This window comes from Thauera sp., assembly GCF_047601425.1.
Lineage (GTDB): Bacteria > Pseudomonadota > Gammaproteobacteria > Burkholderiales > Rhodocyclaceae > Thauera.
Genome location: NZ_JASGJL010000002.1, coordinates 251,409 through 271,902 on the forward strand (window position 1 = coordinate 251,409; position 20,494 = coordinate 271,902).

19 protein-coding genes and 1 pseudogene are annotated in these 20,494 nt (G+C 66.1%); 8 read left to right on the forward strand and 12 right to left on the reverse strand.

What is annotated here, in order from left to right:
* Positions 1–2: 2 nt before the first annotated feature.
* From cysK to QM748_RS17670, 5 genes are all read right to left on the reverse strand, one after another.
* Positions 3–980 carry a cysteine synthase A gene (cysK, locus tag QM748_RS17650; RefSeq protein ID WP_415248300.1) on the reverse strand — a complete coding sequence of 326 codons (978 nt, stop codon included), beginning with the start codon at positions 978–980 and terminating at the stop codon, positions 3–5.
* A 24-nt stretch (positions 981–1,004) separates the two neighbouring features.
* Entirely contained in the window at positions 1,005–1,514 is a 510-nt protein-coding gene (locus QM748_RS17655; RefSeq protein WP_415248301.1) for a rhodanese-like domain-containing protein, read from the reverse strand.
* A 194-nt stretch (positions 1,515–1,708) separates the two neighbouring features.
* Complete coding sequence (locus tag QM748_RS17660) at positions 1,709–2,392, reverse strand: RBBP9/YdeN family alpha/beta hydrolase (RefSeq protein ID WP_415248302.1); 684 nt, start codon at positions 2,390–2,392, stop codon at positions 1,709–1,711.
* Between the two features lie 7 nt (positions 2,393–2,399).
* Positions 2,400–2,615: a TOBE domain-containing protein gene (locus QM748_RS17665; RefSeq protein ID WP_415248303.1), complete on the reverse strand. Its 216-nt coding sequence runs from the start codon at positions 2,613–2,615 to the stop codon at positions 2,400–2,402.
* Positions 2,616–2,629: 14 nt separating this feature from the next.
* Complete coding sequence (locus QM748_RS17670; protein ID WP_415248304.1) at positions 2,630–3,655, reverse strand: sulfate ABC transporter substrate-binding protein; 1,026 nt, start codon at positions 3,653–3,655, stop codon at positions 2,630–2,632.
* A gap of 221 nt (positions 3,656–3,876) precedes the next feature.
* Between QM748_RS17670 and QM748_RS17675 the strand changes: the two genes are divergently transcribed.
* Positions 3,877–6,984, forward strand: a complete 3,108-nt coding sequence (locus QM748_RS17675; RefSeq protein ID WP_415248305.1) for a transglycosylase domain-containing protein — start codon at positions 3,877–3,879, stop codon at positions 6,982–6,984.
* Here the strand turns inward: QM748_RS17675 and QM748_RS17680 are convergent.
* The 3 genes from QM748_RS17680 to QM748_RS17690 form a co-directional block, all read right to left on the reverse strand.
* Positions 6,956–8,350, reverse strand: coding sequence for a YdgA family protein (locus QM748_RS17680; RefSeq protein WP_415248306.1), 1,395 nt, complete (start codon positions 8,348–8,350; stop codon positions 6,956–6,958). The two genes, QM748_RS17675 and QM748_RS17680, sit on opposite strands and share 29 nt — an antisense overlap.
* 171 nt (positions 8,351–8,521) lie before the next feature.
* Positions 8,522–9,859 (reverse strand): MFS transporter, encoded by a 1,338-nt coding sequence (locus tag QM748_RS17685; RefSeq protein ID WP_415248307.1) that lies wholly within the window; start codon positions 9,857–9,859, stop codon positions 8,522–8,524.
* 151 nt (positions 9,860–10,010) lie between these two features.
* Complete coding sequence (locus tag QM748_RS17690; protein WP_415248308.1) at positions 10,011–10,391, reverse strand: rhodanese-like domain-containing protein; 381 nt, start codon at positions 10,389–10,391, stop codon at positions 10,011–10,013.
* A gap of 282 nt (positions 10,392–10,673) precedes the next feature.
* Here QM748_RS17690 and QM748_RS17695 point away from each other — a divergent pair, with 282 nt between their 5' ends.
* The 5 genes and pseudogenes from QM748_RS17695 to QM748_RS17715 all read left to right on the forward strand — a co-directional run bounded on the left by QM748_RS17695 (position 10,674) and on the right by QM748_RS17715 (position 13,831).
* On the forward strand, positions 10,674–11,153 hold the full coding sequence (locus tag QM748_RS17695) for a PACE efflux transporter (RefSeq protein WP_415248309.1): 480 nt from the start codon (positions 10,674–10,676) through the stop codon (positions 11,151–11,153).
* Position 11,154: 1 nt separating this feature from the next.
* A pseudogene (gene murB / locus QM748_RS17700) lies at positions 11,155–12,187 on the forward strand (UDP-N-acetylmuramate dehydrogenase).
* 100 nt (positions 12,188–12,287) lie between these two features.
* Complete coding sequence (locus tag QM748_RS17705; RefSeq protein WP_415248310.1) at positions 12,288–12,755, forward strand: hypothetical protein; 468 nt, start codon at positions 12,288–12,290, stop codon at positions 12,753–12,755.
* Positions 12,756–12,862: 107 nt separating this feature from the next.
* Complete coding sequence (locus tag QM748_RS17710; protein ID WP_415248311.1) at positions 12,863–13,285, forward strand: methyltransferase family protein; 423 nt, start codon at positions 12,863–12,865, stop codon at positions 13,283–13,285.
* Positions 13,286–13,465: 180 nt separating this feature from the next.
* Positions 13,466–13,831, forward strand: coding sequence for a RidA family protein (locus tag QM748_RS17715; protein WP_415248312.1), 366 nt, complete (start codon positions 13,466–13,468; stop codon positions 13,829–13,831).
* A 36-nt stretch (positions 13,832–13,867) separates the two neighbouring features.
* Here QM748_RS17715 and QM748_RS17720 read toward each other — a convergent pair whose 3' ends face one another.
* From QM748_RS17720 to QM748_RS17730, 3 genes are all read right to left on the reverse strand, one after another.
* Complete coding sequence (locus QM748_RS17720) at positions 13,868–15,583, reverse strand: acyl-CoA dehydrogenase family protein (RefSeq protein WP_415248313.1); 1,716 nt, start codon at positions 15,581–15,583, stop codon at positions 13,868–13,870.
* 183 nt (positions 15,584–15,766) lie between these two features.
* A complete protein-coding gene (gene rarD, locus QM748_RS17725) occupies positions 15,767–16,660 on the reverse strand; it encodes an EamA family transporter RarD (RefSeq protein ID WP_415248314.1) in 894 nt (297 codons plus the stop codon).
* A 241-nt stretch (positions 16,661–16,901) separates the two neighbouring features.
* Positions 16,902–17,675, reverse strand: coding sequence for an AraC family transcriptional regulator (locus QM748_RS17730; protein ID WP_415248315.1), 774 nt, complete (start codon positions 17,673–17,675; stop codon positions 16,902–16,904).
* 122 nt (positions 17,676–17,797) lie between these two features.
* On the opposite strand from QM748_RS17730, the gene QM748_RS17735 reads away from it, so the two are divergent.
* Positions 17,798–19,018, forward strand: a complete 1,221-nt coding sequence (locus QM748_RS17735; protein WP_415248316.1) for an MFS transporter — start codon at positions 17,798–17,800, stop codon at positions 19,016–19,018.
* A 41-nt stretch (positions 19,019–19,059) separates the two neighbouring features.
* Here QM748_RS17735 and QM748_RS17740 read toward each other — a convergent pair whose 3' ends face one another.
* Positions 19,060–19,512, reverse strand: a complete 453-nt coding sequence (locus QM748_RS17740) for an Lrp/AsnC family transcriptional regulator (RefSeq protein WP_415248317.1) — start codon at positions 19,510–19,512, stop codon at positions 19,060–19,062.
* 132 nt (positions 19,513–19,644) lie between these two features.
* Here QM748_RS17740 and panB point away from each other — a divergent pair, with 132 nt between their 5' ends.
* Positions 19,645–20,475 carry a 3-methyl-2-oxobutanoate hydroxymethyltransferase gene (gene panB / locus QM748_RS17745; RefSeq protein ID WP_415248318.1) on the forward strand — a complete coding sequence of 277 codons (831 nt, stop codon included), beginning with the start codon at positions 19,645–19,647 and terminating at the stop codon, positions 20,473–20,475.
* Positions 20,476–20,494 lie beyond the last annotated feature (19 nt).

The following is a 20,494-nucleotide window of genomic DNA, read 5'->3' on the forward strand; positions in this document are numbered from 1 at the left end:
GTTCACGCCGGCAGCCCCGCTTCGTTGAACAGGCCTTCGAACAGCACCGAGCTGAGATAGCGTTCGCCCGAATCCGGCAGGATCACGACGATGGTCTTGCCGGCGTTCTTCGGCTGCTTCGCCAGGCGGACGGCCGCGGCCACCGCGGCGCCGCTGGAGATGCCGGACAGGATGCCTTCCTCGCGCGCCAGGCGGCGGGCGTAGTCGACCGCGTCCTCGTTGCTGACCTGCTCGACACTGTCGACCAGTTCGAGGTCCAGCACCTTCGGCACGAAACCGGCGCCGATGCCCTGGATCTTGTGCGGGCCGGGCTTCAGCGGCTCGCCGCTGCGGGCCTGGGTCAGCACCGGGCTGGCGGTCGGCTCGACTGCAACCGTCTGGATCGCCTTGCCCTTGATCTGCTTGATGAAGCGCGACACGCCGGTGATGGTGCCGCCGGTGCCGACGCCCGAGACCAGGATGTCGATCGCGCCCTCGGTGTCGTTCCAGATTTCCGGACCGGTGGTGGCTTCATGGATGGCTGGGTTGGCCGGATTGTTGAACTGCTGCAGCAGCACGTACTTGGCCGGCTCGGAAGCGGCGATTTCCTCGGCCTTGGCGATCGCGCCGGGCATGCCCTTGGCGCCTTCGGTCAGCACCAGTTTGGCGCCGAAGGTGGCCAGCAGCTTGCGCCGCTCGATGCTCATGGTCTCGGGCATCGTCAGCGTCAGCGGAATGCCCTTGGCGGCGGCGACGAAGGCCAGTGCGATGCCGGTGTTGCCGCTGGTGGGTTCGACCAGCTCCTTGCCGGGGCCGAGCAGGCCGCGCTCCTCGGCATCCTCGACCATCGCCGCGCCGATCCGGCACTTGACCGAATAAGCCGGGTTGCGGCCCTCGATCTTGGCCAGCACGGTCGCCGGGGCGCCGTCGATGATCCGGTTCAGGCGCACCAGCGGCGTATTGCCGATGGATTGCGCGTTGTCTGTATACCAGTGCGACATGATGTGACTCCTGTTTCCGTGTGATTAGTCCTGGACCCAGGGCAGGCCGGCGTGCCGCCAGCCGTTGAAGGAGCCACGGCGCTGTTGCTCGTCCAGATCGCCTTCGAAGCCTTCGCGGATGTTGAACACATGCTTGAAGCCTGCCTTGGCAGCGGCCTCGGCCGCCAGGGCCGAACGCTTGCCGCTGCGACACAGTAGCAGCACGACCGCGTCCTTGCCTGCCCTGCTTTCCAGCTCGCGGACGAAGCGCGGATTGCGCGTCAGCGAGGTGCCGGTGGCCCAGGGAGCGAAGAGGGATTCCGGCACGTGGCCGACGAACTTGCGTTCCTCGCCGCTGCGCACGTCCACCAGTACGGCTTCGCCGGCCGACACAAGTTCCCAGGCCTCGGCCGGCGTCACGCCGCCCGCATAAGGCAGGCCTTCGTCGGCCGCATGGGCCTGGGCGCGCTCGAGAATGGGGTGGAGCGGTCCGGTCTGAGCCGGCTGCGAGGCGGCGGGACTGGTGGGGGTTGCGGTGCTTGCGCTGATGGCCATCTTCCTTCCTCCTGTGTCTTCGGGCGTTTTGCCCTGCGTCGATATACGCAAACCTTACGCTTGCCCCGTCCGCATCCGAACCAACAAAAATTCCAATGGATTCCCGTGCGGGGAATATGAAACCGGCGCTTCCGGTAGCCGGATGGCCTGGCCCCGGACAGCCGGCCTCCGGATGGCCGGTTCATGACCGAGTGCTATGGCCGGCCCGGTACGCGGGCTTCGCTGTTGATCAGGCGCCGGGTCTGGTGGCGCAGCCGGGCCAGTGCACCCATGCGTCCGCGCCGGGCCTGCTTGCGCGACGAGATCGCGCCGAGCGTGGTGTCGGCCGCCGCGCGCAGTTGCGCCAGCAGCTCGAGCGCCTGCGGCCATGGCCCGTAGCCGGAGTCGGTATTGATGTGGCCGGCGTCGCCGACGTCGATCAGTCGGCTGCCCCAGCGCTCAGCCCAGGTACGGGCGGCAGGCATCCTGAGCCAGGGGTCGCTGCGGCTGGCAACCAGGATGCTGGGACAGTCGAACGCGGTCTGCGGCAGGTAGTCGGCGAGGCTCAGGCCTTGCCCGGCATCGGCGCGCAGGCCGAGCGGGTCGAAGCGTTCCGGGTCGGCGGGCGCCACCAGCAGCAGCCCGCCCACTTTCTGCGGCCGGTCCGCCGCGGCGACGACGCTGGCGAGGCAGCCGAAGCTGTGCGCGACGATCCACACCGCGCCGGGCGCTTCGTCGATCTCGCGCCGGACCTCGCCGGCCCAGCGCGCGAGCAAGGGGTCTTCCCAGTCGATGCCGCCGACGCGGCGTGCTTCCGGCAGCTCGCCTTCGAGCCAGCTCTGCCAGTGCCCGGCGCCGCTGCCGTGGTAGCCGGGCACGGTCAGGATCGTGTGGCGCACGGCGGGCTCAGAGCGTCGCGATCGACACTTCGGTGGACTTCACCAGCGCGACGACTTCGGAGCCGGGCTTCAGCCCCAGCTCGTCCACCGAGCGCGTGGTGATCACCGAGGTGACGATGCCCGAAGACGTCTCGACGTTGACTTCGCTGACGACGTCGCCGCGGATGATTTCCTTCACCCGGCCGCGGAACTGGTTGCGGACGTTGATTGCCTGGATTGCCATCGTCAATCTCCCGTTTACTTGGCGTAGAGCTGGTCGAACACGCCGCCGTCGGCGAAGTGCTTCTTCTGCGCCGCCTGCCAGCCGCCGAGGTCGTCGATGGTGACCAGCTTCACTTCGGGGAAGCGGGCGACGTCGGCCGGATCGGCATGTTCCGGTGCGGACGGACGGTAGTAGTGCTTGGCGGCGATCTTCTGGCCGACCGGCGAATACAGGTATTCCAGGTAGGCCTGGGCGACCTTGGTGGTGCCGCGCTTGTCGGCGACGCCGTTGACCACGGTGACCGGCGGTTCGGCGAGGACCGAGATCGAGGGCACGACGATCTCGAACTTGTCCGGGCCAAGCTCGTTGATCGACAGGAAGGCTTCGTTCTCCCAGGCCAGCAGCACGTCGCCGATGCCGCGCTGGACGAAGGTGTTGGTCGAACCGCGCGCGCCCGAATCCAGCACCGGCACGTGCTTCAGCAACTGGCCGACGAATTCCTTGGCGCTGTCTTCGTTGCCGCCCGGCTGCTGCAGCGCGTAGGCCCAGGCGGCGAGATAGTTCCAGCGCGCGCCGCCCGATGTCTTCGGGTTGGGGGTGACGACTTCGATGCCCGGCTTCACCAGGTCGCCCCAGTCCTTGATGCCTTTCGGGTTGCCCTTGCGCACCAGGAAGACGATGGTCGAGGTATAGGGCGAGCTGTTGTGCGCCAGGCGCTTCTGCCAGTCGGCGGGGATCTTGCCGGTCTGCTCGGCGATGGCGTCGATGTCGTAGGCCAGCGCCAGCGTGACGACGTCCGCTTCCAGGCCGTCGATCACCGCGCGCGCCTGCTTGCCGGCGCCGCCGTGCGACTGCTTGATGGTGACGGTTTCGCCGGTCTGCGCCTTCCAGTGCTTGGCGAACTCGGGGTTGAACTCCTGGTAGAGCTCGCGCGTCGGGTCGTAGGAGACGTTGAGCAGCGTGGTCTGGGCCTGGGCAGTGCCGGCGAAGCTGGCGGCGAGTGCGAGGGCGAGCAGGCCGCGGCGGGCGGGCCAAACGGGGCGAAGGGGATTGAAGGCCATCGGGGTTTCTCCATGTAGCGATGATTGCGATGGCTGAAATCTATCCTTCGGGCTTCATAACCTGAACTTAGAAAAAACGGATTGCTTATTCCGTTTCCGGTAATAGGTGGCAGGCCGCACGTCAGGCACTGTGGCGCTTCTGTAACAGTGTCATTTTCTTGCGTTGAAAAACGCATAATTGCGGCGATGCAGTATCGATTCGTCCTACCGTACCTCCTGATGTGAATTCCGACGCCGAAGCACCCGCCGTACAAGAAACTGCTGCTCCCATTGTCCGGCGGCGCCTGCGTCCCTGGCGTCTGTTCGGTGCCGCGCTGTTCATCCTGGTGCTGGTCACGCTGGTGGCTGGGGCCGTGCTGCTCGTCCACGAGCTGCACAGCTCGCGCCTGCAGGCGCGCGAGATTTCGCGTTTCGCGGCGAAGCTCGACTACCAGCGCGTTGCGGGCAGCAGCGATGCGCGGCGCTACCCCACGCATGGCCCCTTCGACCAGCGTCTCGGCTATACCGAACTGCCGGATTTCATCGAGCGCCTGCAGGCCCGTGGTTTCGAACTGGCGGCGCAGACCCGCTTCAGCCCGGAACTCATCGACTACGTTGACCGCGGCCTGTTTCCGCCCTATCGCGAGAAGACCCGCGCCGGCCTCGACGTGCTCGACTGCCGCGCCGGCGTGCTGTACGACTTCCGCTATCCCTACCGCGGCTATGCCGACTTCGCCGCCGTGCCGGCGGCGGTGGCGCAGGCCCTGCTGTTCATCGAGAACCGCGACCTGCTCGACGACAGCCGGCCGACGCTGAACCCGGCGGTGGACTGGGTACGCTTTGCCCGCGCGGCGGCGGCGCAACTGGGGCGTATGGTCAAGGAAGACCTCGACGCTCCCGGCGGCAGCACGCTGGCGACGCAGATCGAGAAGTACCGCCACTCGCCCGACGGCATCACCATCGATGCGCGCGAAAAGCTGCGCCAGATGGTGTCGGCCAGCGTGCGCGCCTACCGCGAGGGCGAACAGACCCTGCCGGTGCGGCAGCGGCTGGTGCTCGACTACCTGAACACCGTGCCGCTGTCGGCCGCCCCGGGGCATGGCGAAGTCAATGGTCTGGGCGACGGCCTGTGGGTGTGGTTCGGCGCCGATTTCGACCGTGTCAATGCGCTGCTGTCGGCACCGCCGGGGCAGGGCGATACACTGAATGAACAAGGCCTGGCACTGCGCCAGGTGGTGGCGCTGATGATCGCCCACCGCCGGCCGTCATGGTATCTGGCACGCGGCCGCGACGAACTGGCGCGCAGCACCGACGCCTATCTGCGCCTGCTCGCCGAGGCCGGCACCATCGATGCGGTACTGCGCGATGCCGCGCTGTCGCAGCGGCTGGTGTTCCGCGACATGGCGGCCGATCCCGCCGTGCTGCCGAGCCGCCCGGGCAAGGGCACGACCGCGGTGCGCAACAGGCTGGCGGGCATGCTGGGCATTTCGCTGTACAACCTGGACCGGCTCGATGCCGAAGTCGGCACCACTTTGCACAGCGGCCTGCAGCAGGTGGTCGGCGACTACCTGGGCCGCCTGGCCGATGCGGACTTCGCCCGCAGCCAGGGCCTGATCGGCGACCGGATGCTGAACCCGGCGACGCTGGGCGCGGTGCGCTACAGCTTCACCCTGGCCGAGCGCGCGCCCGGCGGCAACCGCGTGCGGGTGCAGACCGACACCTCCGACCAGCTGTTCGACATCAATGAAGGCAGCAAGCTCGAACTCGGCTCCACCGCCAAGCTGCGCGTGCTGGCGACCTATCTGGAAATCGTCGCCGAACTGCACGGGCGGCTGGCCGAACTGGACATGCCGGCGCTGCGCCAGGTCGAGGTCGCCCGCCAGGACAACCTGGCGCGCTGGGCCATCGACCACCTCGCCACCACGCGCGACCGCAGTCTGCCGGCGATGCTCGATGCGGCTTTGGAGCGGCGTTTTTCCGCCAGCCCGGGCGAGGGTTTCTTCACCGGCGGCGGCCTGCACGGCTTCGGCAACTTCAACAGCAGCGACGACGCGCGCATGCCGACGCTGCGCGAGGCGCTGCAGGCGTCGATCAACCTGCCTTTCGTGCGCCTGATGCGCGAGATCGTGCGCCATACCATGTACGAGGTGCCGGGCAGCACCGCGCAGCTGCTGGAAGACGCCGAGGATCCGCGCCGCGCCGAATACCTGGCGCGCTTCGCCGACCGCGAGGGCCAGGTCTTCCTGCGCCGCTTCTGGCGCAAGTACCAGGGCCTGAAACCGGATGAAATGCGCAGCTTGCTGCTGGATGGCCTGCGCCCGGGTGTCGAGCGTCTGGCTGCGGTGTTCCGCTATCTCGAACCCGATGCGCCGCCTGAAGCGCTCGTCGCCTTCCTCGGCCAGCGCCTGGGCGAGGCGACGCCGTCGGAATCGCGCATCGCCCAGCTCTACGAGCGCTATGCGCCAGAGGCCTTCGACCTGCCCGACCGCGGCTATGTCGCGCGTCTGCATCCGCTGGAGCTGTGGCTGGCCGGCTACCGCATGCGCAATCCGCAGGCGAGCCTGGGCGAGGCGATTGCCGCCAGCGAGGGCGAGCGCCAGGCGGTGTATCGCTGGCTGTTCCGCACGCGCTCGCGCAACGCGCAGGATTCGCGCATCTTCACGATGCTGGAAGTGGAAGCCTTTCTCGAGATCCACCGCCGCTGGGCACGGCTGGGCTATCCCTTCGGCCATCTCGTGCCTTCGCTGGCGACCGCGCTCGGCAGCTCGGGCGACCGTCCGGCGGCGCTGGCCGAGTTGATGGGCATCATCGTCAACGACGGCCTGCGCCTGCCGATGCAGCGCATCGACCGCATCGGCTTCGGCGCCGGCACGCCGTACGAAACCGCGTTTGCCCTGCGCCAGGAGGAAGGCGAGCGGGTGATGGCGCCGGAAGTGGCGGCAGCGCTGCGCAGCGCATTGTCGGACGTGGTCGAGAGCGGCACCGCGCGCCGGCTGGCGGGCAGCTTCCGCCTGGCCGACGGCAGGGAGCTGACGCTGGGCGGCAAGACCGGCACCGGCGACAACCGCATCGTCATCGGCGGCCGCGCCGGCACGGCGCTGAACCGCACCGCGACTTTTGTCTTCTATCTCGGTCCGCGCCATTTCGGCACCCTGACCGCCTACGTCACCGGCCCTGGCGCCGCCGCCTACCGTTTCACTTCGGCGCTGCCGGTGCAGATCCTGAAATCGATGGCGCCGGAGCTGCTTCCTTATCTGGAGCCGGATGCGGAGATGGCATGCCCGCCTGTGCCGGCGGCCATGCCATCCGCTGCTGCGGGCCTTACTGGCCGCCCAGCGCCAGAGGGTTGAAAGGCTTGCCGTTGACGGTAAACTGGCCCTGGCGGAATGCTGCCTGGGTCTTGACGATGTTCCCGTCGCGCTGCAGATAGCCTTGCGCTTCCAGCGCGCCAAGCTGGGCTTCGAACTGCGCTGCCGCGAATGCCGCTTCGTCTTCGTCCTCGGCTTCGCCGCCGGCGAAGGATTGGAGCAGGACCTGGGGCATCGACAGCTTGGCCTCCGCCTGCAGCTTGGCGATCAGCATCATCGGATTGGCGGTGTCCTCGGGCTGCAGGCCGTCGAGCCTGACCTGCGCCGACAGGTCGGTCTTGCCGTGCGGGCTGGAGAAGCTGATGCGGTCGATGCTGAACGCCGGGCTGTAGCCCAGCAAGGCCATGGCCGGCTCCGCCAGCGGAGCGAGCAGGGCCGTCGGATCTTCTTCCTGGGCGGCGAGCACCGCGGGGTCGGTGCTGATCTCCATCAGCTTGCGCCACAGTGCGACCAGGGTGCGTCCGTGCAGGTGCGTGAGCGAGAAATCGTAGTGGGCGGGGCCGTAGTCGGTATCGCCGATGCGCAGCACTTCGGTGCCCATCAGCGCCTTGAGGTTGACGTAGTCGCCCTCGGCCGGCGCGTCGATGTCGTAGCTCATGCGTTCGAGCTGGAAGGCCATGCCGTCGAGTTGGCCGTCCTCCTTGCCGCTCACGTCCATCGACGCCACCGTTGCGCGCTGCTTGCCGACATACAGCCAGGGCTCGTCGTCGAACAGGCGCCGCTGGTCGCCGTCGAAGACGAGGCCGGACAGCGTGATGCGCATGCTGGGGTCTTCCATCGAAAAGCTGTCCGCCGTGCCCTTGGTGGTGTAGCTGCGCAGGCCGGCACTGAAGGCGATGTCGGCTTTCAGCTCGCCCAGGCCGAAGCGGACTTCGTTGCCGCTGCTGTCGGGCATGCCGAATTCCAGTGCCGGGCTGCTGACTGCGGAGCGGCCGCTGCCGTCGAACTGGAACACGGTGCGAATCTCCAGCGGCAGCTTGAGGCTCTCGTCCGGAGTGCCGTCCAGCACGATCCTGCTGTCCATCGTTGCGGCGGCCAGCGTCGACAAGCCCGGCAGCGGGCCGTGCTTGATGTGGTTGATGGCATGCATGCGCAGCGGTTCGCCGGCCTGCAGGGTGCCGTCTTCCGCGGCAGTCGGCATCACCATCTCGAAGGTGATCTTCTCGGTGCTGCTGAACACGCCGCGCTCGTAGCTGCGCTCGGTCATCTTCAGCGTGGGGTGCGACTGCAGTTCTGCGTATTGTTCATCCAGCACGGCCTGGACCTTCTGGCCGGTAAACCATGCGGCAGCGGGGTAGCTCAGGGCAATCACGGCCAGCGCGGCCGCGATCTTGGTGGGGCGGTTCATCCGGGGGGTTTCCTTTCTTCCGGTCAAGAGATCGTGGTGGGCCGCAGCAGGGCGCCACCGGGTTTGCGGCTCGTCGTGCCGATGTCATTGATGCATCGCAAAACGGCGCACAGTATATGTGAAGGGGCCGACGGCTTCGAGCCGGAGAGCGGGAGCCGCGTGACGGGCTGCTCAGGCGTTCGGTGCCGGGGCGGTCCGGGGGGCGTCGAAGGGCTCGGCAGCGGTGCCGCTGGCGCCCGGGATGGATGCGCCGGCCGCTTCGCCGGACGATGGGCCGCCAGCGTCCGGCGCCACCATGTCCAGCGCCGTGGGCGAGGTCCGCAGCATCGGCGAGAAGTGCGCGGCCTCATCGACGATCTCGTCGCTGCCGCGCCGGGCCTGCAGCAGGGCGAAGACGGCCAGCGGGGTGAAGGCGATGGCGAAGTGCAGCGGCAGGCCGGCAGGGCCGGCGACGCCGAGCAGCGCACCGGCGATCAGCGGGCCGATGGCGGCGCCGACACCGTGCAGGAACAGCACGCCGGTGTTGCCGGCGAGGATGTCCTGCTGGCGCACATGGTCGATCAGGTGGGCGACGGTGATCGGGTAGATGGTGAAGGCGGTACCGCCGAAGATGAAGAAACCCGCCAGCGCGATCGTTTCGACGCTGCCCGTGACGTCGCCCAGCGCGGCCATCGCCGCGCCGGTGAAGGCGGCTGCGGCGGCGACCAGGCCGAGCGCGCGGCGGCGGTCGCCGCTGTCAGACAGGCGGCCGATCGGCCATTGCAGCAGGGCGCCGCCCAGGATGGCGCTGCTCATCAGCATCGCGATGCCGGCCGGATCGAGGCCGAGGCGCTGGCCGTAGATCGGCCCCAGGCTCCAGAACGCACCCATGCCGATGCCGGACGACAGCGCGCCGACGAAGGCGGCCGGTGCTGCGCGCCACACCATGCGCAAGTCGAGCTTCGATGCGTGGCCGAGTTGCGGCTGGGGCAGCCGGGTCATGGTGACCGGCAGCAAGGACAGGCAGGCGAAGATGGCGGCGACCGCGAACAGGGTGAAGTTGCCCGGCCCGTCGAGCCGCAGCAGCTGCTGGGCGCCGGCCAGCGCCAGCAGGTTCACCACCATGTATACCGCGAACACCTGGCCGCGCCGCTCGGCGGTGGTCTGCTCGTTGAGCCAGCTTTCGATCACGGTGTAGAAACCCACCAGCGCCACGCCGGTGATGACGCGCAGCACCATCCAGAATGCCGCGTCCACGACGAGGGCGTGCAGCAGCATGCAGGCGGCCAGTGCGGCGCCGAAGAAGGCGAAGGCGCGGATGTGGCCCATGCGCCGGATCAGGCGCGGCGCGACGAAGGCGCCGAGGAAGAAACCGAGGAAGTAGGTCGAGCCGAGCAGGCCCAGGGTGGTGTCGGAAAAACCTTCCAGGCCGCCGCGCAGGGCGACGATGGTGTTGAGCAGGCCGGAGCCGAGCAGCAGCAGGGCGATGCCGGCGAGCAGGGCGCCGATCGGCAGCAGGGTGGGAAGCATGGGCGAAACCTCGAAAACCGGCACGATGCCGGCGCAAGCACGTCTTGACGATTATTTGGCCAAATAGTTTAGCCGGCGTGTCTTGCGGAACGGCTCCCGCTACGGCTCCCGCTACGGCTCCCGCTACGGGATTCGCCCATGTGGCGCTTTGTTACTCGAAGGACGGCAGCTTCGGCTGCACCACCGGCTTGCCGGCCGCCGCCCAGGCGTCGAAGCCGCCGGCGATTGAGCGCACCCGGCGATAACCCATGTCCTGCATCGCGCACGCCGCCAGCGCGGCGCGGCCGCTGGTCTTGCAGTAAAGCACCACGTCGAGGTCGCGCGAATCGAACTCGGGCGTGCCGCTGAGGCGGAACTCCAGCACTCCGCGAGGAATCGCCACTGCACCAGGGACGTGGCCGGCGGCATACTCGTCGGGTTCGCGCACGTCGATGATCAGGTCGGCATCGCGGAGCGCGGCTTCGGCTTCATCGACGGTGATTTCGGTGACGCGGGCCTTGGCGGCGGCGACGAGGTCGTGGGCGGTCTTCATGGCAGGCTCCTTCTCCGTGTGCGGATGAAAATCAGTGATGACTTATATTTTAGCAGCGTGATGCCGAACCTGCCGCCGCGTGCCACGCTTGCCAGAAGTGAGGGGGATTTGCTAAAAGGTCCGCTGGTCCGCGCCAGCGGGCCCCATGTTCCGACGCGGGGACGACCCCGCCCGCCATGCGCAATGACGCAGCGACCGTCGGTTTCCCACGGGACGGCCCGTGCTGACGGCAATCCCCTGGGTCTTATCCTCGGGGCCGCATCTTCATTGCAGGATTTCACCGTGTCTTCAAAACCCAAACTTCGTTCGCTGGGCGACCGGCTGCGCCAGATCACGATGTTCGAGGTCGGCGGGCTGCTGATCGTCACGCCGCCTTTCGCCTGGGGCAGCGGCGTCCCCATCACCGAATCGCTCGGCCTGCTCGCCCTGCTGGCGCTGATCGCGGCGATCTGGAACGGCTGCTACAACACCAGCTTCGACTGGCTCGAGGGCCGGCTCACCGGCCGCACCGCCGACCGCCGGCCCTTCCGCCTGCGCTGCATCCACGCGGTCGGCTTCGAGCTGGGCCTGTTCTGCATGACGCTGCCGATCATCGTCTGGTGGACCGGCATGGGCTGGATCGAGGCTGCGATCGCCGACGTCTTCCTCGCCGTCACCTACACGGTGTACGCGCTGCTGTTCAACATGGCCTACGACCGCATGTTCCCCATCCCCGACACGCCCGCCGCGCCCGAGCGCGACAGCGTGAGCCTGGAACGCTGACATGCGTGCCGCATCGCCGCGTTTCGAGACGCAGGCCGACCTCACCGCACTCAACACCTTCGGCCTGCGCGCGCATGCGGCACGGCTGCTGCGCCTGAGTTCGGTGGACGAGCTTGTCGCCGCCATTGCCGCGCCCGGCTGGGCGCTGGAACCGCGGCTGGTGCTCGGCGGCGGCAGCAACCTGGTGCTGCGCGGCGACTTTGCCGGCACCGTGCTGAAGGTGGAAATCGCCGGCCGCCGCCTGGTGCGCGAGGATGCCGATGCCTGGATCGTCGAGGCGGGCGCCGGCGAGCCGTGGCACGACTTCGTGCGCTGGACGCTGCAGCAGGGCTGGCCCGGGCTGGAGAACCTTTCGCTGATTCCCGGCACCGCCGGCGCGGCGCCGATCCAGAACGTCGGCGCCTACGGCATCGAAACCGCCGACCGCTTCGATTCGCTCGACGCGATCGAGCTCGAAACCGGCAAGCGCCAGATCTTCACCCTGGTCAACTGCGCCTTCGGCTACCGCGACAGCGTATTCAAGCGCAATCCAGGCTGCTGGCTGGTCACCGCAGTGCGCTTTCGCCTGCCGAAACCCTGGCAGCCCGTGACCCGCTACGCCGACGTCGAACGCGAACTGGCCGCCGCGTGCATCACCGCACCGACGCCGCTCGACATCTCCGACGCCGTCGTCGCCATCCGCCGCCGCAAACTGCCCGACCCCGCCGAAATCGGCAATGCCGGCAGCTTCTTCAAGAACCCGGTGGTCAACGCCGCCCACTGCGCCCGCCTGCTGGCCGAATACCCGACCATGCCGCACTACCCCCAGCCCGACGGCCGTGAAAAGCTCGCCGCCGGCTGGCTGATCGAACAGGCCGGCTGGAAAGGCCGCGACCTCGGCCCGGTGGGCTGCTTCGAGCGCCAGGCGCTGGTGCTGGTGAATCGGGGGGGGGGCGACGGGGGCGGACGTGGAGCGGATCGCGCGGGCGATCGTGGCCGATGTGGAGGGGCGCTTCGGGGTGGCGCTGGAGGCGGAGCCGGTGTTTGTGGGGTAGAACAAGAGTGAATATGTCAGGCTCTGCAGTTGGAACTTGAGACGAATATCAAAAGGACAGTGCTGACTCGCTACTGAGACAGAGTTCGAGGCGAAAGATCATGCGTACATTGTCGCGGAAGATGGACGTCGTCATTGCGCTTGGAATAGGACTCGTTTTGCTGGCCGTGGTCCTCATTTTCGGCGAGCCGCTTTATTTGGGTGCTTGGTACTATCTGCTTAGTTGGCTATGCCTTGTCGGACTGGTACAAATCGTCAGGGCGCCGCCTTTGTTTACAACCGGAGCAGTTGCGGCGCTGGCCTTGTCCTTTCTCCTCTATTGGATATGGAAAATCTCTTTGCCATATCCCCAAGGTCTGCTTGGGCTCGGCCATCTGTTTTCTTTGCGAGGTCTTGGCATCGCAGCCGTCATGGCCGCTGTTCTCGTGAAGCGGCGTCAAACTTCCCCTGGCACAGTGTTTTGGATCGGTCTGCTGGCATGCAGCGCCGGGTTTGTTGTCGCCCAGCTCATTGAGTGTCGGACCGCAATGTATTGTGGGGCGATAAGCAGTTTCCTGTATAAGCCATAGTGGTTCATTGAGGTCGTCGCTGCGGTGCGTATGACTTGATTCATTCGTCAGGATTCATCCAAACAATAATGCAGTGGCTTGAGACAAAAATACCTCCGCCGATTGTCATGGCGCTGCTCGGTGCTGCCGTTTATGGCGTGGCACCTTTGCTGCCAGGGTTCTCCTTTGACTTTGCGCTGCGCGCCTATCTTGCGATTGCGTTGATTCTTGCCGGCTTGGCCTTGAACCTCCTTCCTGGGCTCGCTTTTCTGCGCGCGAGCACGACCTTCAACCCGCTCCGGCCTGATGCGGCCACGAGCCTGGTGACATCCGGTATTTATCGCCATACCCGCAACCCGATGTACCTCGGCGACTCCGTAATCCTGCTGGGATGGGCGCTATACCTCGGCAATGCCGCGGCTTTCGTGGCCGTCCCGGCCTTCATGCTTTACATCACCCGATTCCAGATCCAGCCGGAGGAGCGGTATCTGTCTGCTCGCTTCCCGGAGGCGTACGCCAGCTTCTGCAAGCGGTCTCCGCGTTGGTTGTGAACCCTGACAGCCGGAGCATGACGGACAGGCGGATCGCCTGGACTGCCGGGCTTTGCGTGCTGTGTCTCTGCCCGATGCTCGCGGCGCTGGCGGTGTCGCGGCCGTTCCCTGGCATCGCCACAGGGGTATCCCGCAACATGTAAGCTTGTCCGCCATTTCCCCCTGAAAAGGAAGACCGCCATGTCCGCACCCGCCCTGCAACGCCGCCACGTCGGCCCGCGCCTGTCCGAAAGCGCCGTGTTCAACGGCGTGGTCTATCTGGCCGGGCAGATTCCCGAGAACAGCCCCGGCGCCGACATCGCCACCCAGACCCGCGAAGTGCTGGGCCACGTCGAGCGCCTGCTGGACGAAGCCGGCTCCAGCAAGCGCAGCATCCTGCAATGCCAGATTTTCCTCGCCGACATTGGCGAGATCGGCGCGATGAACACCGTCTGGGACGAGTGGATCGTGCCCGGCCACACCCCGCCGCGTGCGACGGTGCAGGCGCAGCTGGCCAATCCGGCCTACCGGATCGAGATCGTGGTGGTCGGTGCCGTCGAGGGCTGAGGATGTTTTGGTCGCCCGCGCAGGCGACCGGCGTGCTCAGCGTTTGACCCGCGCCCGCTCGACGATGATGTCCGCCTGCGCCTGGGTCACGCCGGGCCCGAGCGAGCCGAACATCACGCCCCAGTTGTTCGCACCGCCGCCCAGCCGGGTCTTCATGAAGACGTCGACCACTTCCGGCGTCGAGTGGCGCAGCAGTTCGGCGCCCTGCAGCGAGCGGGCGATCGCTTCGGCTGCCGGGCGGGCGAGGAATTCGTCCTGCAGCACGGCGTCCAGCAGCGGTCCCATGGCATTCACGTAGGCATCGAAGCGCGCGTCCTGGCCGCGCACGTCGGCCAGTTCGGCGAACAGGGCATCGCGGCAGCTGGCGTCCTTCAGCATCGCGCGGCGGACGTCCATGCACATCATGTTCGCCGTGCCTTCCCACACGCTGTTGAGCGGCGCTTCGCGGTACAGGCGGGCCATCGGGCCGTCCTCGACGAAGCCGTTGCCGCCGTGGCATTGCAGGGCCTCGTTGGCGACCGCGACGACGCGGGAGCAGTTGAAGTACTTGGCCATCGGCGTCGTCACGCGGGCGAAGGCCTTTTCCTGCGGGTCGGTGTCGATATGGTCGGTCGCCCTGGCGATGCGCAGGGCCATCAGCGTCGCGGCCTCGACTTCCACCGCCATGTCGGCCAGCACGTTGGCCATCATCGGGCGCCGGGCCAGGCTGGAGCCGAAACCGTCGCGGGTGGTGGCGTGGTTCAGCGCCAGCGTCAGCATCTGGCGCATCAGGCCGGCGGAGCCGACGGCGAAGTCCAGCCGGGTCAGGTGGGAGTGGGAGAGGATTTCCCTCAGGCCGGCGCCTTCCTCGCCGACGCGGATCGCCAGGGTGCCGCTGTATTCCACTTCGCTGCTGGCATTGGAGCGGTTGCCGGCCTTGTCCTTGAGCCGCTGGATGAAGAAGCGGTTATGGCTGCCGTCGGGCAGCGTGCGCGGCAGGAAGAAGCAGGTGACGCCGCCATCGACCTTGGCCAGGGTGAAGAAGCCGTCGGACTGCGGCACCGAGCAGAACCACTTGTGGCCGGTCAGTTCGTACCAGTGGGCGGTGGCGCCGTGGTAGTCGGCGCTGTGCGAGAACACCGCGGTGGTCTGCGTTTCGCGCAGGTCGGAGCCGCCCTGTTTCTCGGTCATCGCGTAGCCGATCACCACCGAGGGCTTGTCGGCCACTTCGCGGCGGCTGTTCTCGTAGACCGTGCCGAGGCTTTTTTCGGCCCAGATCTTCAGTGCCGGCTCGTGGCGGAAGCCGGCGTAGGACGCATAGACCATCCCGGTCGGGCAGCCCGTGCCTTGCTCGACCTGGTTCCACAGATAAGAAAGCACGGCGCGGGCGAAATGCGGCTGCTTTTCCTTGCTGGTCCACGACAGCGTCGGCACTTCGTGCTTCCAGGCCAGCGACATCAGCGCGTGCCAGGCGGGATGCAGTTCGACCCAGTCGATGCGGTTGCCGAAGCGGTCATGGGTCTTCAGTTCCGGGTCGTTGCGATTGGCCTGGCGGGCGAGTTCCTGCACCGCGTCGTCGCCCGCCAGCTTGCCGATGGCCGAGCAGCGCGACGCGGCCCACGGCGCCTCGCGCTCGATCGCGGCCTTCAGCACCACGTCGCCGTCGAAGGCGTTGAAGCCGGTCGGCATCGCGGCCTGGTTCCTGACGACGTGGGTGGCGTAGCGGTCGGGGGCCGGCTTGAGCGCAGCGGTCGAGGGAATCGGGGCGTTCATTGATGTCTCCTTTGGTGGGGGCAAGCAGGCTTGCCGTTGATGCGCCGGCCTTTGGAGGCCGGTCGAGATGGGCGATGATGCCCTGAATCACAACGGTAGTCCCCTATCCTGGATGAGCCGCTTCATCACCAGCGTCAACGTGAGCCGTCGGCAGGTCATGTCCGACGACATGCTGTTCTGGTGTCAGGCCGGGGCTGGTCGCTGGCTGCGTTGGCGCAGCCGCAGCGTTCCGTCGATCATCAGTACCGCCACGGCCGCGAAGATGGGGCCATAGGTCGGCCACTGCGTGGCGCCGATGCTCTCGCCCAGCAGCAGCGCCACGATGGCCAGCAGAACCGGCTCCACGTAGCCGAGCAGCCCGAACAGTCCCATCGGCAGCAGACGGTTGGCCGCCATGTAGAGCGCCAGCGCCACCGCGCTGATCACGCCGACCGCGGGAACCAGCGCCCACAGGTGCGCATTCTCCGCCATCAAGGGCAGCGACGAAGGCGCGCGCAGCACGAACCACGACGCAGCCGGCACGAGCAGCAGCATGTCCAGCCAGTGCCCGCCCAGGTGGCCGGTGCCCATGCGCCGGCGAAGTATGAAATATGCGGTGTAGCCCAGCGCGACGAGCCAGGTTTCCCACGGCATGCCGCCCGTACGCACCACTTCGTGCACCACGCCTGCGGCCGCCAGCGCCGTCGCCAGCCATTGCAGGGATGAAAGACGCTCGCGGTACAGCACGCGCCCGGCCAGTACCATCACCAGCGGCAGCAGGAAATAGCCCAGTGACACCGGCAGCGCCCGCCCATGCAACGGCGCCCACAGGAACAGCCAGATCTGTATGCCCAGCAAGGCCGAACTGGCCACGATTCCCAGGGCCAGCAGCGGCTGCCGCCATGCGCGCAGTACCAGTTGCCGCACGAGCGGCCATTGCCCCCTGGAGAAAAGCAGCATGGTCGTGAACGGCATCGTGCACAACATGCGCCAGCCGAAGATCTGCTCGCCGTCCAGCGGCGCCAGCAGCGGCGCGAGGTAATAGAGCACGCCGAACAGCACGGACGCGGTGATTGAAGCTGCAAGACCTTTGATCATGGAGGTAAGGTTGGAGCAGGTTGCCCCTCAGCCTCTTGTCATCGACTGCCACAATGGGACCAACTTCGAACGGCATATGGCAGCCAGCGGAAAGGGGCTTTGACAGACATTATCGGAGGTTCAAGAGTCAACTTTTCAGGTTGCTATGACTGGTTGCGCCTCGAAGGGTAACGCAGACCAGGAGGCTCCAGTTGCACGCCGCGGCCAGGCACGTCTGAAGCACGGCATCGCAAAACCGAACCTATTGATAGAAGGCGGATGGCGGTACGCCGAAGTGGCGGCGGAACATCGCAGTAAACGCACTGTGGCTTGAATAACCGCAATCGAAAGCCACATCGATGATCTTTTTGCCTTGCGCAATGGCGGTCAGCGCAGCCAGCAATCTTGCCTGTTCCCGCCATTGCGAGAAGGTCATGCCTGCGCCCTTGGCAAACATGCGTTGCAGCGTTCGTTCGCCCACGGCGATGATTTCTGCCCAACCTGCGGCACTGGTCTGGTCGTCGGGCCTTGCAATCAGGGCATCGCAGATGGAGCGCAGCCTGTCATCGCTTGGAATGGGAAGATGAAGCGGGACCGTACTGGAGACGCGCAGCTCGTCCGTCAGCAGCGCAATGAGGCGCTTATCCCGTGGTGTCAGTTTGCCTGTGGCGGGAATGCGCACGGCTTCCACCAGCAGCTCGCGTAACAACGGAGACACGTTGATGACGCAGCTTGCCTTGGGTAAGCGTTTGATGGCTGCTTCATCCACATAGGCTGTTCGCATCAGCACATCGCCGGACATGGTGACGCAGTGGCGAAGCCCCGTGACCATCCACAAAGCGCGGTTTGGTGGCACCACCCATGACCCCACATCCGAGTGGATGACCATCACCCCCTCGGTTGCGTAGAGCAACTGACCCCTGGGATGTGAATGCCAACCCGTTGAAGTACCGGCGACCCAGCGGTTCTCCATCACCACCAGCGGGCGCGGATGGTTGTGGAAATCGAGATGCTTTTTGGGGCCGTATTCCTCCATGTCCGAAACTCTACAGGTTTTGGCAGATTGCCGTGAGACGGACTGTCGCCGCCGCCTTAGTCTCTGGCCTCCGAAGCAATCACAAACCACGTGCCTGCCACCAACGTTCCCTGCCACACTCCATGTCGATCAAAACCGCCAGTCTTGGACCCCACGAGATACAAACCTCGGCAACGCCCAAACCACAAGGCTTCGTCGTCCGCATCGTTGGTGCCGCTGCTTTCGCTCATCTACTCAACGATTTGATACAGGCCATGTTGCCGGCCATCTTCCCACTGCTCAAGGCGGACTACTCCCTGACCTTCGGGCAGATCGGCATGATCGCACTGGTGTATCAGGTCACGGCATCACTGCTCCAACCATGGGTAGGTTTGTACACCGACAAGCATCCCATGCCATACCTCCTGCCCTCGGGCATGAGCGTCACATTGATCGGCATTGCACTGCTCGCCAGCGCGAACAGCTACCCCCTGCTGCTACTGGCTGCAACAGTCATTGGCGTAGGTTCGGCAAGCTTTCACCCCGAAGCCTCCCGGGTCGCGCGCCTCGCGTCGGGCGGCCGGTTCGGCACTGCGCAGTCCACCTTCCAAGTTGGCGGCAATACCGGCTCAGCCATTGGGCCGCTGCTGACTGCCGCCATCGTCATTCCGTACGGACAACCGGCTGTGGCCTGGTTCATGATCGCGGCAGCGGGTGCCATCTGGGTGCTTTGGCGCATCACGAAGTGGAACGTGCAGCACGGTCATGCACAACTGAAAGGACTCGCGGGAAAACAAGGTGATGGGTTGGGACGTGCCGCGGTGATCCGTGCCATCGTGGTCATCTCGATTCTGATGTTCGCCAAGTTCGTCTACATCGCGGCGTTCACCAACTACTTCACCTTTTACCTGATGGAGCGGTTTCAGCTTGCAGTGCAGGAAAGCCAGGTATTCCTGTTCATCTTCCTGGCAGCCGTCGCAGCAGGCACCTTCATAGGTGGCCCGGTTGGTGACCGCATAGGCCGGAAGGCTGTCATCTGGGTGTCATTTCTCGGCGTAGCGCCGTTCGCGCTGATCTTGCCCTATGCCGATCTCTTCTGGACCGCGGTATTGGCCATCGTGATCGGCCTTGTCATGTCATCAGCCTTTGCTGCACTGGTGGTCTATGCCCAGGAGGCTGTGCCTGGCCGTGTGGGGATGGTGGCTGGCATCATGTTTGGCCTGATGTTCGGTATCAGCGGCATCGGTGCCGCCGGTCTGGGTAAGCTGGCCGACATCCATGGCGTTGTATGGGTGTTTCAGTGCGTGTCGTTCCTGCCCCTGCTCGGGCTAGTCACAGCGCTCCTGCCGAACACTCGCCGGTAACGCCGTAAGCTCAGCGTCATTACAACCCACTGCTCTACGCATCACAGCGGCAGCCCCCGGTCCTGGATCACCCGCTTCATCACCAGCGTCGACGTGAGCCGCTGGACGTTGGGCAGGGCGCTGAGGTGCTCGTCGTAGAGCCGTTGGAAGGCCGGCAGGTCGTGCGCCACGACGTGCAGCAGGTAGTCGGGTTCGCCGAACAGGCGCTGGGCCTCGACGATCTGCGGGATGTCGAGCACTGCGGTTTCGAAGGCGGCGACCGCCTGGCGGTTTCCTTCCCCGAGTGTCACGAAGACCATGGCCGAGAAGTTCAGCCCCAGGGCGCCCGGAGCGAGCTGGGCGCGATATCCCTGGATCACGCCCGCTTCCTCCAGCGCGCGGACCCGGCGATGGCACGGCGACAGGCTGAGGCCGACGCGCTCGGCCAGGTCGGTCACCGACAGGCGGCCGTCGCGTTGCAGCGCTGCAAGAATTTTCTTGTCGATTCGATCCATTGTGGAAAATCTTCCAGCCAAATGCTGATCGGATGAAATTGAAGGAAAAAATCCCGGCGCCAGGTGGATATGCTGGCGTGGTGTCTGTGCTCGCCGTGTTCATGATGACCGGCTGTCAATGGAGGAACCGCCATGACGGGATACCTGCAAGCAAACGATTCCACACGGCGGACCAAGGCCGTCACGCTGCAGTCGCTATTCGATCTGCGGAGCGCTGGCAAGAAGATCTCCGTGCTCACCGCCTACGATTCGAGCTTTGCCGCGTTGATGGACCGATGCAGCGTCGATGTGCTGTTGGTCGGCGATTCGCTCGGGAACGTGGTCCAGGGGCAATCGACGACCTTGCCCGTCACGCTCGAGCACATGGCCTACCACACCGCTTGTGTGGCACATGGAAACGAACGTGCCTTCCTCGTCGCCGACCTGCCGTTTGGAACCTATGCGACGCCACAGGCGGCTTACGACAATGCGGTGAAGCTGATGCAGGCCGGTGCGCAGATGGTCAAGCTCGAAGGTGGCGCGTGGCTGGCCGATACCGTGCGTTTCCTGTGCGAGCGTGGCGTGCCGGTGTTTGCGCACATCGGCCTGACGCCCCAATACGTGCATCGACTCGGGGGCTTCCGGGTGCAAGGCAGGACGCAGGATGACGCGGAGCGGATCAAGGCGGACGCGCTGGCTTTGCAGGATGCAGGAGCGTCCATGATGCTGCTGGAGGCGATTCCCGCCGGGCTGGGTCATGAAGTCACGGAACTGCTCTCCATCCCGACCATCGGCATCGGCGCCGGGCCGGACTGCTCGGGCCAGGTACTCGTGATGCACGACATGCTGGGTGTCTTTCCGGGGCGCAAGGCGCGTTTCGTGTGTAACTTCATGGAAGGACAGTCGAACATCGAGGGGGCGGTCCGGGCCTATGTCCGGGCGGTCCGGGAGGGCAGCTTTCCCGGGCCGGAGCATTGCTTTTAGCCCATGCGGCACACCGAGT

Bases quoted from the DNA above. Each gene is read 5' to 3' on its own strand.
- rarD (WP_415248314.1), bottom strand. From the start codon at position 16,660: ATGATCAAAGGTCTTGCAGCTTCAATCACCGCGTCCGTGCTGTTCGGC.
- QM748_RS17655 (WP_415248301.1), bottom strand. From the start codon at position 1,514: ATGGCCATCAGCGCAAGCACCGCAACCCCCACCAGTCCCGCCGCCTCG.
- cysK (WP_415248300.1), bottom strand. From the start codon at position 980: ATGTCGCACTGGTATACAGACAACGCGCAATCCATCGGCAATACGCCG.
- QM748_RS17685 (WP_415248307.1), bottom strand. From the start codon at position 9,859: ATGCTTCCCACCCTGCTGCCGATCGGCGCCCTGCTCGCCGGCATCGCC.
- QM748_RS17735 (WP_415248316.1), top strand. From the start codon at position 17,798: ATGTCGATCAAAACCGCCAGTCTTGGACCCCACGAGATACAAACCTCG.
- QM748_RS17730 (WP_415248315.1), bottom strand. From the start codon at position 17,675: ATGGAGGAATACGGCCCCAAAAAGCATCTCGATTTCCACAACCATCCG.
- QM748_RS17705 (WP_415248310.1), top strand. From the start codon at position 12,288: ATGCGTACATTGTCGCGGAAGATGGACGTCGTCATTGCGCTTGGAATA.
- QM748_RS17740 (WP_415248317.1), bottom strand. From the start codon at position 19,512: ATGGATCGAATCGACAAGAAAATTCTTGCAGCGCTGCAACGCGACGGC.
- QM748_RS17690 (WP_415248308.1), bottom strand. From the start codon at position 10,391: ATGAAGACCGCCCACGACCTCGTCGCCGCCGCCAAGGCCCGCGTCACC.
- QM748_RS17720 (WP_415248313.1), bottom strand. From the start codon at position 15,583: ATGAACGCCCCGATTCCCTCGACCGCTGCGCTCAAGCCGGCCCCCGAC.
- QM748_RS17710 (WP_415248311.1), top strand. From the start codon at position 12,863: ATGGCGCTGCTCGGTGCTGCCGTTTATGGCGTGGCACCTTTGCTGCCA.
- QM748_RS17680 (WP_415248306.1), bottom strand. From the start codon at position 8,350: ATGAACCGCCCCACCAAGATCGCGGCCGCGCTGGCCGTGATTGCCCTG.
- QM748_RS17715 (WP_415248312.1), top strand. From the start codon at position 13,466: ATGTCCGCACCCGCCCTGCAACGCCGCCACGTCGGCCCGCGCCTGTCC.
- QM748_RS17665 (WP_415248303.1), bottom strand. From the start codon at position 2,615: ATGGCAATCCAGGCAATCAACGTCCGCAACCAGTTCCGCGGCCGGGTG.
- QM748_RS17670 (WP_415248304.1), bottom strand. From the start codon at position 3,655: ATGGCCTTCAATCCCCTTCGCCCCGTTTGGCCCGCCCGCCGCGGCCTG.
- panB (WP_415248318.1), top strand. From the start codon at position 19,645: ATGACGGGATACCTGCAAGCAAACGATTCCACACGGCGGACCAAGGCC.